The sequence below is a fragment of the Amycolatopsis balhimycina FH 1894 genome (assembly GCF_000384295.1).
Taxonomy (GTDB): domain Bacteria; phylum Actinomycetota; class Actinomycetes; order Mycobacteriales; family Pseudonocardiaceae; genus Amycolatopsis; species Amycolatopsis balhimycina.
The window spans coordinates 1,574,825-1,589,739 of sequence record NZ_KB913037.1; the positions used below are offsets into that span (position 1 = coordinate 1,574,825).

Here is a 14,915-nt window from a genome sequence, read left to right on the forward strand (position 1 = left end):
TCCGGCTTTCGCCGACTTCGTGAGTCACCGCTTCAACCGCTTCTTGACGTCGGGGCCGGCACCGGCGGGCGCGCCGCCGATGCCGGACTCGATCGCGGCCGTCACGATGCGGTTGCGGTCGCCCGTGGACAGCACGCCGTTGGCCACGAGCTCCTGGGTCACCGCCTTCACGTGCTTCACGAACCGGTCGTGCGACACGTACTCCGCGTTCTCGTCGATGACGTCGTTGATCGTGCAGCCGTTGCCGATGTCGATGTTCTCGACCTGGCTGTCGATCCCGCCGATCACCACCGTCTCCCGGGTGTCCGAGGACGGGCACGCGTCCGGCGGCGGCGCGGCCGCGACCACCGTGAACGCCCCCGCCACCTCCGCCGAGACGTTACCGGCGACGTCCGTGGCTCGCGAACGCACAGTGTGCGCCCCGAGCGCGGACACGACCACCGGCGCCGAGTACCGCGTCCACACCGCACTGTCCACTTTGTACTCGATGAAGTCCACACCGGACTCCGCGTCGGCCGCGGTCAGCGTCACGGTCGCCTGGCCCACGTAGTTCCAGCCGCCGTCCTGCCTGCCGGTGACCTGCACCGACACCGTCGGCGCGGTCGTGTCCCCGCCGGCGACCACGGTGAAGGCCACGCTCCCCACTCCGGACGTGTTCCCGGCGACGTCGGAAGCGCGGAACTCCACCGTGTGCGCGCCCACCACGGCCACCGGAACCGGGGCAGTGTAGGCGGTCCAGGCCCCACCGTCCACGCGGTACTCCACCGAGGCGACCCCGGAACCCGCGTCCGAAGCCGTGACCGTGACGACCGCCTTGCCGACGTAGTTCCCGGAGCCGTCCTGGTTACCCGCCACGGCAGCCGAGACGACCGGCGCGGTCGTGTCGCTCTTCACCACCGTGAAGTGCGCCATGCCCTCCGGTGAGACGTTCCCCGCGACATCGGTGGCCCGGTAGTGCAGCATGTGCATCCCCGCCGCGGTCACGGCGACCGGAGCGGTGTAGGCGGTCCAGGCGCCCCCGTCCAGCTGGTACTCCACGGAGGCCACACCGGATCCGGCGTCCGTCGCGGTGATCCGGGCCGTCGCGACGTCGACGTAGTTGCCCGACGGGTCCTGGGAACCGGTGATCGAAGCGGTCACCGCGGGCGGGGTCGTGTCCCCCGGCCGCGCGACGACGGTGAAGTGCGCCATCCCTTCCGCGGACGTGTTGCCGGCGACGTCGGTCGCCCGGTGGTGCAGCATGTGCGCGCCCACGGTGGACACCACCACCGGCCCCGCATAGGTCGTCCACGTGCCGCCGTCGAGCTGGTACTCGACCGAAGCCACCCCTGACCCCGCGTCCGTCGCGGAAAGCGTCACCGTGGCGGACCCGAGGTAGCTGCCGGACGGATCTTTCTCTCCCGTCACGGAAGCAGTCACGGTCGGCGGAGTCGTGTCGCCTCCGCCGCCGGACACGACGAACTCGCCCACCATCGCCGTGTGCCCGGGGATGGCGCAGAAGTACCGGTACTTGCCCGGGGTGAGCGTCACGACGGCTTCGTGCCGGCCGTTCGTGGGGTCGAACGGGTTGGCCAGGACGTTCAGTGAGACATCGTGGTTGTAGCCCGGCGTCGAGGTGTCGAACGTCAGCGTGTGCGACATCCCGGTCGTGTTGCCGGTGGCTTCGCTGTTCTCGAAGACGATGGTGGTCTCGCCGGGCAGCGCGCCGGTGGGCGCGGAGGCGTATTCGGTGGTGCTGTTGTTCGCGGTCCAGGTGAGCGTCTGGACCGGCGCCGCCACCGCGGGCGTCGCCAGCCCGAACACGGCCAGGACAGCGGCGAGCAGCGCCGCGATCAGTCGTGGGGACATCGCCGAAGACCTTCCTGGGAGGAGTGGCGTCTTGAATGACTCATTCAGGACCTCCGGGGACCTGAATGAGTCATTCAAGACACTCGACGAGTGCTACAGCTGCCGCACCCGGATGTTGCGGAACTCGATCAGGTCGTCGTCGCTGTGGTTCTGCAGCCCGATGAACCCGCTGACGAACTGCCGCAGGTCGGTCGGCGGGTCACCCGCGCGCGACGACTGCTGGCCGGGCGTGTTGTCGAACTCGTTGATCACCACGCCGTTGCGGGTCATCGTGTAGTGCTGCCCGACGACCTTGATCTCGTACTCGTTCCACGTCCCCTTCGGCCGCGCGCCCGCCTGGTCGATCGGGCGCGGGTCGAAGTTGTAGACCGACCCGGTCTTCTGCGGCTCGCCGGTGTCGCCGTCGTAGATCTGGATCTCGTGGCCGCAGTAGATCGCGACCCAGGCCTGCGACGTCCGCGCCGATCCGACCGTGCCGCAGCTGCCCGGTGGCCGCTGGTCCAGGGGTGTCCGCGGGTCCGGGAACCGGACGAACACGCCGCTGTTGGCCCGGTTCGGATCCGGGGCGATGTCCTTGAACTGCACCTTCACCGAGAAGTCGCCGAACTGCCGCTGCGCGTACCACAGCATGCCCAGCCCGCCGGCCGAGCGGATCGACCCGTCGGGTTGGAGGGTGAACTGCCCCGAAGGGGCCTGCTCCCACGCCCGCAGCGACTGCGCCGTGCCGTCGAAGAGCGCGTCATAGCCCGTCGTGCCCGGCTTCCCGATCGGCGACGCTTCGGCGGCCGCGTTCAGTTCCGCCACCTCGTCGTCGTTGAGCACCCCGAGGTCGGAGAGCGTGCCGGTGGCCTGCTCGACGTGGTTGACGAACGCCGCGTGCGTGCTCCACGTGCTTTCGTCGTCGATGAAGTCGTCGACCGTGCAGCCACCGCCGGCGTTGCGGTTGACCACCTTCGTGAGGGTGTCGCCCAAGGTCACCACCGGACTCGGGTCGGCCACCGCGCAGCCGACGTTCACCGACGTCCGGGTCGTCACCGTCTCGCCGTTCGCGTAGGTGACGGTGAGCTTGGCGGTGAAGAAGCCGGTGCGCGGGTAGGTGTGCCGCGGGTCGGCCTGCGTGGACACCGAGCCGTCGCCGAACTCCCACCGGTAGGACACGCCACCGGACTTCGACCCGGTGAACGCCGCCGTCAGCGCCTTGTTCTGCACCATCGTCGACGACGCCGCCGGCGCGGGCGTCGGCGCGCCGCCGGTGTAGCTGATCTTGAGCAGCTTCTGGTTCGCGTCCAGGGAGAAGAACCCATTGCCGTAGTCGAGCACGTACAGCGCACCGTCCGGGCCGAACTTGGCGTCCATCCAGCTCTGCACCCGGGTGTCACCCGCGCCGCCCGGGATGATCTGCCGGAACGTCTCGGCGAACACCGGCGGCTGGTGCGTCGGCACGCCCGCCGGGTCGACGGTCACCGCGACCCGGTTCTGGGAGTTGGCCTCGTCACCGATGAACCACTTGTTGTCCCAGTACTCCGGCCACGCGACGCCGCTGTTCGGGTTGACCAGCGAGCGGTGGTACGTCGGCCCGGACATGATCGCCTGGCTGCCACCCCGCAGGTACGGCTGGGTGTAGGTGGCGTCCGCCGCGTTGTAGGTCGGGATGGACGTCCCCGGCCGCTTCGGGAACACCGGGCCGCCGCCGTCCGGCGCGTACCAGATCATGTTGTCCTTGATCGGCGGCAGCGTCACCAGGCCGGTGTTGCGCGGCGAGGTGTTCACCGGGTTGTCGCAGTCGTACCAGCCGGTGAGCTCCGCGGCGTTCGTGCTGCTGCGGTCGCGATAGGGCTGCCGGTTGCCCATGCAGTACGGCCAGCCGTGGTTGCCCGCCTCGGTGATGATCGTCGCCGTCTCGTACTTCGCCGGCCCGAGCTCGGGACTCGGCGACGACGCGTCCGGGCCGACCCAGCCCGCGGTCATCCAGTTGTGCACCGGGTCGATCTGCAGGCGGGAGATGTTGCGGACACCCATCACGTAGATCTCCGGGCGCGTCTTGTCCGCGGGCCCGTTCGGGAACAGGTTCCCCGGCGGGATCGTGTACGTGCCGTTCGCCTCCGGGTGGATGCGCAGGATCTTGCCGTCCAGGTCGTTGGTGCTGCCCGCCGTGCGACGCGCGTCCTGGAACGAAACGCCCTTGTAGTCGAGCGTCCAGTTGTTGCCCGAGTAGCCGTTCGAGCCGCCCGAGGAGTTGTTGTCCCCGGACCCGACGTAGAGGTTGCCGTCCTTGTCGAACGCCATGCCGCCGCCGGCGTGGCAGCAGCTGTGGATCTGCACGTCCCAGGACAGCAGGTCCTTGCGGGTGGCCTGGTCGAGCGACTGCGCGGTCGCGTTGTAGGTGAACCGCGAGACCGTGCGCTTGCCGATCCGCTTGTCGCGGTCGATCGACTCGTGCGGCATCCAGTAGGCGTACATCCAGCCGTTCTCGGCGAACTTCGGGTCCAGCGTCAGCCCGAGCAGGCCCTCTTCGTTCTTGACGAGCTCGTCGCCGCTGCCACGGTTGCCCATCACCGGCAGGGTCGTGAGCAGCTTCGGCTTCTTGGTGGCCGGGTCCCACAGGTGGATCGTGCCGCAGCCGAGGCCGACGTTCGGGTCGTCCCAGCTGACGATCGGCCCGGTCGGGCAGGCCGCCTTGCCGATGTAGAACACCTTGCCGTCCGGCGCGATCGTCAGCCCGTGCGGCTCGCCGATCTGGTCGAGCTGCCCGGCCGCGTTCTTGCCGGTCAGCCGCTCGACCTTGTAGTTCGCGGCGATCCCGGCCTGGCAGTCGCCACGCACCATCCCGGTCGTCCAGCGCAGCGCGCCGAGCAGGTGGTCGCGGAACTGCCCTTCGCCGTAGGACGCCTCGGTGCGGCCCATGCCGGTGTAGAAGGAGCGGCCGCCGTCGTAGTCACGGCACCACGAGATCGGGTGGAACGCGCCGTTCGCACCCACGCCGGGCTGGTAGCCCTTCTCCTCGACCTGCGCCACGGTGTGGACGGTGCCGACCGGGTTGCTTTCCCAGTTGAGCCAGCGGTCGGTCCGTGTCCAGTTCTGCGGCAGCCCGGCGGTGGCCGGGTGATGCGCGTCGAGGACGTCGACGACAGCCTGCTGCGGCGCCGGCTCGGGCGGCGGCGGGGTCGTCGAGGTGTCCTTGAACAGCTTGAGGTCCGCGAGCTGGATGATCGGCTCACCGGCGTTCGCGGTGATGTTCAGCCGGTAGTTCGGGTAGACCGTCGTGTTGGCGAAGGTGAACGTCCGGGTCTGGAACGGATCGGTGAACGTCTCGTTCGTGCGCGTGTCCAAGTCGGTCCAGGTGGTGCCGTCCGCGGAACCCTGCAGGGTCCAGTTCTTCGGGTTCCGGCCCGGGAAGTCGTTCGCCGACACCAGCGCATAGCTGCTGACGGCCACCGGCGCGGCCATCTTGTAGGCGGCCCAGCCGGTCGTCGCGAACGTCAGCCACTTGGTGTTCTCGTTGTTGTCGGCCAGCTTCTCCTTGGTTTCGTTGGGTGGGTTCTCCCCGCTCGCGGTCACCGCCGCCACCGCCTCGGGCGTCGGGCGGGCACCGACCGGGCGGGCACCGATCAAGCCGGTGAACCACTGGGACGAGTCCTGCGCGCGGGCCGCGTCGGAGATGCCCAGGAAACCGCCGCCCGCCTTCATGTAGGCCTGCAGCGCGGCTTCCTGCTCACGGCCGAGCGTCACCCCTTGCGCGGACAGGAACACCACACCGCGGTAGCGAGCCAGGTTGGCCGTGCTGAACACGGCGGGATCCTGCGAGGCGGTGACCGTGATGCCGTTGTCCGCGCCCAGCCGCGCGATCGCGTCCGCCGCGCGGACCACCGGGTCCTTCTGGCCGGCCGCCGCGCCGTGGAAGACCAGCACGTTCACCGGCACGTTCACCGCGGCGGGCGCGGCCTGGGCCACGGGCATCGCCATCAGCGGAGCCCCGGCCGCCAGAACCGAGCCGATGGCGAGCACGAGTGCGCCGCGCTTTCCGAACCAACGTCTTTTCATGGCTCCCCTCCTAGGCGTGCGTGTGGGCGTCGGGATTCATGTCGTGCCCGGAATGGCCGTGCTGCTTGAACCGGTCGATCGCGTCCTGGGCGCCGTCGGGCATGCCGCCGTCGGCGTTGCGGACCAGGAACAGGCCCACCATCCCGCCGTCGGAATGGGTCTGGACGTGGCAGTGGTACATCCACGCCCCTGGCCCGGCGCCCTCGCCGGCGATCACCTGGAAGCCGAACGAACTGCCGGGGTCGAGGTTCTTGTTGTCGACGATGGCAGCGTTGTCAGCGGCGCTGCCGAGCATCCCGGTGCGGGTGTCGGCCCAGCGGTGCCCGTGCAGGTGGAACGTGTGCGGCAGGCTGCCGTACCCGATGCAGACCCACTCGACGCGCTCGCCGAGGCGCGCCTCGAACATCGGCGTGTCCGGCGCCATCTCGTGGTTGATCATCATTTCGTTGAAGACGACGGTGTACTGCTTGCTGGGCAGCAGGTCGCCGCGCCGGCGCACGATCAGCCCGCCGTAGAGCCCGCGCGCGAGACCGGCGGTGCCGTGGTCGGTGCCCATCGCGTGGTCGTGGTAGTGCCAGTAGCCGGCGCTGCCCGGCATCCAGAACCCGCCACTGGCCTCGTAACGGGCCCGGGTGCGCCAGGTGTAGGTCCGGGTCTCGCGCGGGCCGTTGAAGGACGCGTTGAGCGGCGCGCCGTCCGACGCGGTGTCGTAGGTGACGCCGTGCGGGTGGATCGACAGCCGCTGGTCGGTCGTGTTGACCAGTTCGATCTCGAGGGTGTCGCCCTCGTAGATCTCCAGCAGCGGCCCGGGAATCGTGGCCTTGCCCGGCTCGAGGCCGTAGCCGTAGAGGCCACCGGGCAGGGCTTCGGCGTAGATGGTGATCCGGCGCGTCAGACCCGCGGCCGACGCCGTCGAGGCGCTCGCGACGGCCGGGACGAGCACGCTCGCGGCGGTTCCGGCCAGCATCGACCGACGTGACACTCGCATGTGGATTCCCCCGGGGCTCTCAGAAACGCACGGTGCGGAGGTATTCGAACCCGACCTTGGCGGTGTTCAGCGGGTCGGTGGGCTGGTCGTGCTCGACGATGTACTCGCCGATGTTGTGGCAGGAAGCGGCGAAGATGCGCGGGAAGTTGATGACGCCGGTACCGGGGTCGGTCATCTGCCCGTCCGCGGTCATGTCCTTGACGTGGTACTGCGTCACGCGCGGGAAGTTCCGCCGGAACAGCTCGACCGGGTCCGCGCCGCCGGTCACCGCCCAGAACAGGTCGATCTCCAGATGCACGAGCCGCTTGTCCGTCTTCGCGGTGAGGACGTCGTAGGGCAGCACGCCGCCGATCGGGGCGAACTCGTGGGCGTGGTTGTGGTAGCCGAGCGGGATCCCGGCTTTCCGGAAGGCGGCCGCGGCGGTGTTGACCCGCCCGGCGAAGGCCTCCCACTCGGCGATGGTGTCGAACTTCGCGTACGGCACGTTGGCCAGGCTGTTCCCGAGGATCTTCGCGTCGGCGATGATCTGGTTCAGGTCGCCGTCGATGCCGACGTGCGTCGAGGACGCCTGCAGGTGGCAGCGGTCGAGGATGGCGCGGAACTCGGTCGCGCTGCGGCCGTACGTCCCGGCCAGCTCGACCTTCCGGTAGCCGATGTCGGCCAGCGCGGAGAGCGTGCCTTCGGGGTCGTTCTGCAGCAGCGAACGCAGGGAGTACAGCTGGATGCTGATCCGGTCGAGCGGGATCCGGCGCCGGGCCGTGGCGGCGTCCGCGACGCTGGGGAGGGCAACTGTGGCGAGCGCCGCCGTGGCGACGCCCAGGAGTGTCCGCCGGGAAAGAGATTGAGCTTCGTCACCGCACATGGAACGTCCTCATCTCTGGTTGCTGAAAGCCGCGTCGAAAGCCGCCGACGGCTGGTCGAACAGGTGCTCGCGCAGGTACTTCACCGCCTCCGCCGCGCCTCGGAGCCGGTCCATCCCGGCGTCTTCCCACTCCACCGAGATCGGGCCGGAGTAGCCGATCGAGTTCAGCGCCCGGAAGCAGTCCTCCCACGGGACGTCGCCGTGGCCGACGGACACGAAGTCCCAGCCGCGCCGCGGATCCGCCCAGGCCAGGTGCGAGGCGAGCCTGCCGTTGCGGCCGTCGAAGCGCTTGCGGGTGTCCTTGCAGTCGACGTGGTAGATCCGGTCGGCGAAGTCGAGGATGAACCCGACCGGGTCGAGGTCCTGCCACACGAAGTGCGACGGGTCCCAGTTCAGCCCGAAGGCCGGCCGGTGCTCGACGGCTTCCAGCGCGCGCTTGGTCGTCCAGTAGTCGTACGCGATCTCCGACGGGTGGACCTCGTGCGCGAACCGGACGCCGACCTCGTCGAAGACGTCCAGGATCGGGTGCCACCGGCGGCCGAAGTCCGCGTAACCGTCATCGATGTCATCGCGCGTGACCGGCGGAAACATCGCCACGTACTTCCAGATCTTCGACCCGGTGAACCCGATCACCGTGTCCACGCCGAGCTTGGCCGCCGCCCGCGCGGTGTCCGCCATCTCGGCCGCCGCCCGCTGCCGGACGCCTTCGGATTCGCCGTCGCCCCAGATGCGGGACGGCAGGATCGCCTGGTGCCGGTGGTCGATCGGGTCGTCGCAGATCGCCTGCCCGACGAGGTGGTTGGAGATCGCCCACACCTTGAGGCCGTGGTCGGCGAGCAGCCGCAGCCGCCCCGGCACGTAGTCCTCTTCGGACAGTGCCCGGTCGACCTCGAAATGGTCGCCCGAGCAGGCGATCTCCAGGCCGTCGTAGCCCCACTCCGCGGCGAGCTTGCAGACCTCGGTGAACGGCAGGTCGGCCCACTGGCCGGTGAACAACGTGACGGGACGGCTCATTTCTCCTCCACCGACGTCCAGTTCGCTTCTTCCGCAGCGCTCTTCTCGACGGCGGCCAGCACCCGCTGGACGCGCAGGCCGTCGTCGAAGCCCGGCTCGGGGTCGGTGCCCGCGCCGATGGCGTCCAGGAGGTCGGCGACCTCGTGGGTGAACGTGTGCTCGTAGCCGAGCAGGTGCCCCGGCGGCCACCACGCGCCGACGTAGGGGTGCTGCGGTTCGGTGACGAGGATGCGCCGGAACCCGGCTTCGGTGCCGGTGCCCGCGTACCACTGGAGTTCGTTCATCGCCTCGAAATCGAACGCCAGGCTCGCCTTCGACCCGTTGACCTCCAGCCGCATCGCGTTCTTGCGGCCCAGCGCGAACCGGGTCGCTTCGAAGGTCGCCACGGCGCCTCCGGACAGCCGGGCCAGGAACAACGCGGTGTCGTCGACCGTCACCTCGTCCGCCCCGCCGTTCTCGGACGGCCGCTGCTTCACGAAGGTGTTCGTCAGCGCCGAGACGCCGGTGATCACGTCCCCGGTGACGAACTGGGCGGCGTCGACGATGTGCGCGCCCAGGTCGCCCAGCGCCCCCGAACCCGCGGACTCCTTCCGCAACCGCCAGGTCATCGGCGCCTGCGGATCCGACAGCCAGTCCTGCAGGTACACCGAACGGACGTGCCGGATCTCCCCGAGCGCCCCGCTCGCCACCAGCTTCCTGGCGTGGGCGAGCGCGGGCACCCGGCGGTAGTTGAACGCGATCATGGCCCGTACCCCGCGCTCACGGGCCCGCCGCGCCGCCTCGGCCATCGCCTCGGCCTCCGCCACCGAGTTGGCCAGGGGTTTCTCGCACAGCACGTGCTTCCCGGCTTCCAGCGCGGCGATCGCGATCTCCGCGTGGCTGTCCCCCGGTGTGCAGACGTCGACCAGGCTGACGTCGTCCCGGGCGACGAGCTTCCGCCAGTCGGTCTCGACGGCGTCCCAGCCGTACTTTTCCGCCGCCGCCTTGGCCCGGGTCTCGTCGCGGCCGCCGAGCACGGCGAGCCTCGGCACCAGCGGTGGGTCGAAGAACCGGTGCACGCTGCGCCAGGCGTGCGAATGCACCGCACCCATGAACGCGTGGCCCACCATGCCGATCCCGATGGTTTCCCGTGCCGGGCTCATACCCCTCCTCTGGAGTCCGTGAATGGCACATCGAGGGACTTAGAGTCCGTGAATGTGCCATTCACGGACTTGGCCCCGGTCAGGAATCGAAGCCGACGTCGAGGTACTGGTCGACGTTCTCCTTCGTCACCACCGCCGAGTACGTGGTGATCTCGGCCGGGATGTCGTGCTCGGCCAGGTCGCCGATCCCCTTGTTCTGCCCGAGCAGACGGGCGAGCGCGACCGCCGTCGAGGCCATCGACGGGCTGTAGAGCACCGTCGCCTTGATCGGCGAGGAGTCGGCCTTGATCAGGTTCATCATGTTCTTCGAGCCGGCGCCGCCGACCATGATGAACTCCTTGCGGCCCGCGGTGTCGATCGCCGCGTTGACGCCGATGCCCTGGTCGTCGTCGTGGTTCCACAACGCGTCCAGCTTGGGCGCGCCCTGGAGCAGGTTCGCGGTCTGCTGCTCCCCCGACTCCGACGTGAACTGCGCCGACACCCGCGGCCCGACCTTGAACCCGGCGCGTCCCAACGCGTCCTTGAAGCCCTTGCTGCGTTCCTGGGTCAGTGGCAGCGAGTCGATCCCGGCGACCTCGCCGATGACCGGGTTCGCGACGTTCTTCTTCTTGAGTTCGGCGGCGATGTAGTTGCCCGCGTTGACGCCCATCCGGTAGTTGTCACCGCCGATCCACGTTCTATACGCCAGCGGCGTGTCGAAAACGCGGTCGAGGTTGATCACCGGGATGCCCGCGTCCATCGCCTGCTGGCCGACCGCGGTGAGCGCTTTGCCGTCGAAGGGCAGGATCACCAGGACGTTGACCTTCGCGTTGATCAGCGTCTCCACCTGGGAGATCTGCTGGTTGACGTCGTTGGTGCCCTCGGTCGCGTTGAACTTCACCTCGCTGAACTTCTGCGCCTGGGCCTTGGCGTTCTTGGTGATCGCCGCGATCCAGCCGTGGTCGGCGGCCGGCGCGGAGAAGCCGATGGTGATCGGCTTGCCCGGCTGGGCGTTGTTGCCCGCGTTGGCGACCGGCGCGTTCGACTCCGAGTTCGCGGGCGTGTTCGACGTGCAGCCGGCCAGCAGCGCACCGGCGCCGACGGCGGCCCCGCCCAGCAGGAATCCCCGGCGGCCGAGGAAGGATTGTTCGGTCATGACGGCCTCCAACGGTGATTACGGACCGGTCCTGGCTTTCCTGGCCCGGAACTGCAAGAGCACGGCGAGCACGATGATCACGCCCTTGGCGATGTTCTGGATGTCGGTGTCCAGGTTGTTGAGCGTGAAGATGTTCGACAGCACCGTGAAGATCAGCACGCCGACGAGGGTGCCGATGAGCGAGCCGCGGCCGCCGGTCAGCAGCGTGCCGCCGATGACCACCGCCGCGATCGCGTCGAGCTCGTAGAACATGCCGTTGGTCGACGCGCCCGCCGTCGTCCGCGCGACGACCATGAGCGCGGCGATCCCGCAGCAGAGCCCGGCCACGCCGTAGACGAGCGCGAGGTGGCGCTTGACGTTGATCCCGGCCAGCCGCGACGCCTCGGCGTTGCCGCCCACCGCGTACGTCCGGCGGCCGAACGTGGTGCGGTTGAGCACCACCCAGCCGACCGCGAAGACCAGCGCGAACAGCCAGATCAGCGTCGGGATGCCGAGGAAGCTGCCCCGGAAGAAGGCGAGGAAGTCCTGGTCGGCCACGACCTGGGTGCGCCGGCCGCTGATCCGTTCGGCGAGCCCGCGTGCCGAGACGTACATCGCCAGCGTGGCGATGAACGGCACGACCTTGCCGTAGGCGACCAGCACGCCGTTGACCAGACCGCAGCCGAGCCCGACGGCGAGTCCACAAAGGACCATCACCCACGGGCCGTACGACTGGGTCGCCAGCGTCGTCAGCCAGACGCCGGCCAGGCCGACCATCGAGCCGACGGACAGGTCGATGCCGCCGCTGATGATCACGAACGTCATCCCGACGCTGACCACGCCGATCGCGGCGGCCAGCCGCAGGATCGTCGAGATGTTGCTTTCCGTGAAGAACAGCTCGGGCCGGGTGAACTGGCCGACCAGGCACAGCACGACGAGCACGCCCGCCAGGCCGAGCAGCCGCGGGTCGGCGGAGAAGGTGAACCGCTTCCGTTCCGCGGGCAGCGCTTCCTGGGGCGGTGCTTGGATTTCGGTCATGCCGCGCTCCCCTCGAGAATCACGTCGAGCACCTCGGCCTCGGTCAGCCCGGTGGAGCGCCGGTCGGCGAGGACACGGCCCTCGCGCAGCACCAGCACCCGGTCGGACAGCCCGAGCACCTCGGGGATTTCGCTGGACACCAGCACGATCGCCACGCCGCTCGCGGCCAGCTCGTCGATCAGCCGGTACAGCTCGGCACGGGCGCCGACGTCGACGCCGCGCGTCGGCTCGTCGAGCAGCAGCACCCGGCACCCGCGGACCAGCCACCGCGCGAGCACGGCCTTCTGCTGGTTGCCGCCGGACAGCGTGCGGACGATCCGCCGGGGGTCGGCGGGCCGCAGGTCGAGGCGCCGCAGGCTCGCCCCGGCGTCGTCGAGTTCCTTGGCTCGCTCGGTGAAGCCGAGCTTCGCGTACCGGTCGAGGCTGGCCAGCGTCACGTTGTGCACCACCGGCAGGTCGAGCAGCAGGCCCTGGCTCTTGCGTTCCTCGGGCGCGAGGCCGACGCCCGCCTTGACCGCCGCTTGGACGCCGGGGCCGAGCGGTTTGCCCTGCACCGTCACGGTTCCGCGGTCGGCCTTGCGGGCGCCGAAGATCGTCTCCAGCAGCTCGCTGCGGCCCGAGCCGACCAGGCCGGCGATGCCGACGACCTCGCCGGCGTGGACGGTGAAGCTCACGTCCTCGAACTCACCGGTCCGGGAGAGATTCTTGACGGCGAGGGCGGTCTCCGGCCTCGCGTGGCCGTCGTGACGCGGCCCGAAGACCGTCTCCACCTTGCGCCCGGCCATCAGCGCGACCAGGTCGGCGGTCGGCGTCGCGGCGGCGTCGAGGCCGGTGCCGACGGTCCGGCCGTCCTTGAGCACGGTCACCCGGTGCCCGATCCGGCGCAGCTCTTCGAGCCGGTGCGAGATGTAGACGACCGCGACGCCGTCGGCGGTCAGCTCGCCGACGATGCGGAAGAGGTTGTCGACCTCCTCCCCGGCCAGCGCGGCGGTGGGTTCGTCCATCACGAGCAGCCGGGCGTCGTGGGCGAGGGCACGGGCCATCGAGACCAGCTGCTGCCCGGCGGCGGAGAGCCTCCCGACCTCGGTCGACGGCCGGATGCCCGGGTGCCCGAGCCGGGCCATCAGGCGAGCGGCCTCGGCACGGGCCTGGGAGATCCGGGTGAACCCGAAGCGGGCGCGTTCGTGGCCGAGGAAGATGTTGTCCGCCACCGAAAGCCCGGGCACGAGGTCGAGCTCCTGGTACATCGTGGCGATGCCCAGCCGCAGGGCGTCGACCGGCGACCCGAGTTCGACGCGCTCGCCGTTCCAGGTCAGCTCGCCCGCGTCCGGCCGGTGCGCGCCGGAGAGGACCTTGATCAGCGTCGACTTCCCGGCGCCGTTCTGGCCGAGCAGGCAGTGCACCTCGCCGGGTTCGACGTCGAGGTCGACGCCGTCGAGCGCGCGCACGCCCGGGAAGGTCTTCACGATCCCGCGAACGGAAAGCAGGCTCATACCGTCGCCTCCTCGGCGAGCGTCGGGTTCGCGAACAGCCGCTCGGCCGCCAGGTGCGCGGCACCCCGCAGCGGGGCCCGCAGGCCGAGGCCGGACGCCACGACCCGGGCCTGGCCGAGCGGCCGGGCGGCCAGCTCGACGCGGACCGGTTCGACCAGCCACTCCCCCAGCTCCGCGAAGTAGCCGCCGAGCACGACGACGTCCGGGTCGAGCACGTCGACCACAGTGGACAGTGCGATGCCGAGCGCGACGCCGAGTTCGTGGACCGCGGTCGCCGTGCGCTGGTCACCGCGCCGGATGCGGTCCTTGAGCAGCGCGACGCGGCCTTCGACGCCGGCGGAAGGATCGTGCAGCGGGTCGCCCGGGGCAGCGGCCGCGCGCAGGACGGCGGCCAGGTTCGCCTTCGTCTCCAGGCAGCCCGTCCGGCCGCAGGTGCAGCGTTCGCCGGACGGGTCGACGGCGATGTGCCCGACCTCGCCGGCGAAACCGCGCGCGCCACGCAGGATCGTGCCGCCGGAGACGAACCCGCCGCCGACGGCCGTGCCGCCGCCGAGGTAGAACAGCTCGGTCCCGGTGCCCGCGACCGACTCGGCGAGGGCGCCGAGGTTGGCGTCGTTGTCCACGGCGATGGCGGCGGCCGGGACGGCCAGCCGGGCCGCCATGAGGCCGGCGATTTCCGCGTCGCGCCAGCGCAATGCCGGGGCGAACCGCAGCACGGCGGCGGCCGAGTCGACCAGGCCGGGCACCGAGATCGCGACCCCGACCGGTGGACCGGGCAGCACCGCCTGCGCCAGGCGGGCGAGTTCGTCCATCCCGGCGGGGAGCCCGAGCGCGGCGACGTCGACGGCCTCGGTCCGCTCGGCCAGGACCCGGCCGGACAGGTCGGTGACCAGGGCCGACAGCCGGTCGGCTTCGATACCCAGAGCCAGTGCGTACGCGTCTTCGCCGTGCAGCTCGACCAGCCGGCTCGGCCGCCCGTTGCCGGGGAGGACCCCGGCGGGCCGGACCAGGCCGCGCTCGGCGAGTTCGGTGAGCAGGCCGGGGACCGCCGACTTCGCGATCCCGCAGCGGGCTGCCAGCTGCGTGCGCGAGAGCGGGCCGGTGCGCAGTGCCCGCAGGACCGCGGCCAGGTTCGCCGTACGCGGGCTCGCCGAGCCGGCTCGCCTCGTTCCGGTGACGGCCACGATGCCCCCATCTTGCGCTGACAACTGAACGCACTTTGTCTCTCAGGCAGCGAAAGTAGGGTGACTGGCATCACTCGTCAAGGTGATGTCCACGCGACAAGGCCGGTTTTCACCCGGATAGACGTGCGAAACCGGACAGACTTTCGCTCCCAAAGTGCAAAAGCCTGCTCGATCTGGACGTTACACTGTGG

Annotated in this window: 10 protein-coding genes; all 10 read right to left on the minus strand. The window is 70.1% G+C overall.

Going from position 1 to position 14,915, the window contains the following annotated elements:
- Nucleotides 1–24: 24 nt before the first annotated feature.
- Complete coding sequence (locus tag A3CE_RS0106285; RefSeq protein ID WP_020639221.1) at nt 25–1,848, minus strand: cupredoxin domain-containing protein; 1,824 nt, start codon at nt 1,846–1,848, stop codon at nt 25–27.
- Between the two features lie 93 nt (nt 1,849–1,941).
- Nucleotides 1,942–5,811, minus strand: a complete 3,870-nt coding sequence (locus A3CE_RS0106290) for a ThuA domain-containing protein (RefSeq protein WP_376741595.1) — start codon at nt 5,809–5,811, stop codon at nt 1,942–1,944.
- 88 nt (nt 5,812–5,899) lie between these two features.
- The gene (locus A3CE_RS0106295; protein WP_043790711.1) at nt 5,900–6,877 is read right to left on the minus strand and encodes a multicopper oxidase domain-containing protein; all 978 of its coding nucleotides are present in this window, start codon (nt 6,875–6,877) and stop codon (nt 5,900–5,902) included.
- Between the two features lie 19 nt (nt 6,878–6,896).
- Nucleotides 6,897–7,739 carry a sugar phosphate isomerase/epimerase family protein gene (locus A3CE_RS0106300; protein WP_020639224.1) on the minus strand — a complete coding sequence of 281 codons (843 nt, stop codon included), beginning with the start codon at nt 7,737–7,739 and terminating at the stop codon, nt 6,897–6,899.
- A gap of 9 nt (nt 7,740–7,748) precedes the next feature.
- Nucleotides 7,749–8,753, minus strand: a complete 1,005-nt coding sequence (locus tag A3CE_RS0106305) for a sugar phosphate isomerase/epimerase family protein (RefSeq protein WP_020639225.1) — start codon at nt 8,751–8,753, stop codon at nt 7,749–7,751.
- Nucleotides 8,750–9,895, minus strand: a complete 1,146-nt coding sequence (locus A3CE_RS0106310) for a Gfo/Idh/MocA family protein (protein WP_020639226.1) — start codon at nt 9,893–9,895, stop codon at nt 8,750–8,752. Before A3CE_RS0106310 ends, A3CE_RS0106305 begins: the two co-directional genes overlap by 4 nt.
- 79 nt (nt 9,896–9,974) lie before the next feature.
- Entirely contained in the window at nt 9,975–11,030 is a 1,056-nt protein-coding gene (locus A3CE_RS0106315; protein ID WP_026468214.1) for a substrate-binding domain-containing protein, read from the minus strand.
- A gap of 18 nt (nt 11,031–11,048) precedes the next feature.
- Complete coding sequence (locus tag A3CE_RS0106320) at nt 11,049–12,047, minus strand: ABC transporter permease (protein ID WP_020639228.1); 999 nt, start codon at nt 12,045–12,047, stop codon at nt 11,049–11,051.
- Nucleotides 12,044–13,540, minus strand: coding sequence for a sugar ABC transporter ATP-binding protein (locus A3CE_RS0106325; RefSeq protein ID WP_020639229.1), 1,497 nt, complete (start codon nt 13,538–13,540; stop codon nt 12,044–12,046). Before A3CE_RS0106325 ends, A3CE_RS0106320 begins: the two co-directional genes overlap by 4 nt.
- Nucleotides 13,537–14,724: an ROK family transcriptional regulator gene (locus A3CE_RS0106330; RefSeq protein WP_020639230.1), complete on the minus strand. Its 1,188-nt coding sequence runs from the start codon at nt 14,722–14,724 to the stop codon at nt 13,537–13,539. The genes A3CE_RS0106325 and A3CE_RS0106330 overlap by 4 nt, the downstream gene beginning before the upstream one ends.
- Nucleotides 14,725–14,915: the final 191 nt, after the last annotated feature.

What these genes read in the sequence shown, in the direction of transcription:
- A3CE_RS0106285 (WP_020639221.1), bottom strand. Translation starts at nt 1,848, where the DNA reads ATGTCCCCACGACTGATCGCGGCGCTGCTCGCCGCTGTCCTGGCCGTG.
- A3CE_RS0106290 (WP_376741595.1), bottom strand. Translation starts at nt 5,811, where the DNA reads ATGGCGATGCCCGTGGCCCAGGCCGCGCCCGCCGCGGTGAACGTGCCG.
- A3CE_RS0106295 (WP_043790711.1), bottom strand. Translation starts at nt 6,877, where the DNA reads ATGCGAGTGTCACGTCGGTCGATGCTGGCCGGAACCGCCGCGAGCGTG.
- A3CE_RS0106300 (WP_020639224.1), bottom strand. Translation starts at nt 7,739, where the DNA reads ATGTGCGGTGACGAAGCTCAATCTCTTTCCCGGCGGACACTCCTGGGC.
- A3CE_RS0106305 (WP_020639225.1), bottom strand. Translation starts at nt 8,753, where the DNA reads ATGAGCCGTCCCGTCACGTTGTTCACCGGCCAGTGGGCCGACCTGCCG.
- A3CE_RS0106310 (WP_020639226.1), bottom strand. Translation starts at nt 9,895, where the DNA reads ATGAGCCCGGCACGGGAAACCATCGGGATCGGCATGGTGGGCCACGCG.
- A3CE_RS0106315 (WP_026468214.1), bottom strand. Translation starts at nt 11,030, where the DNA reads ATGACCGAACAATCCTTCCTCGGCCGCCGGGGATTCCTGCTGGGCGGG.
- A3CE_RS0106320 (WP_020639228.1), bottom strand. Translation starts at nt 12,047, where the DNA reads ATGACCGAAATCCAAGCACCGCCCCAGGAAGCGCTGCCCGCGGAACGG.
- A3CE_RS0106325 (WP_020639229.1), bottom strand. Translation starts at nt 13,540, where the DNA reads ATGAGCCTGCTTTCCGTTCGCGGGATCGTGAAGACCTTCCCGGGCGTG.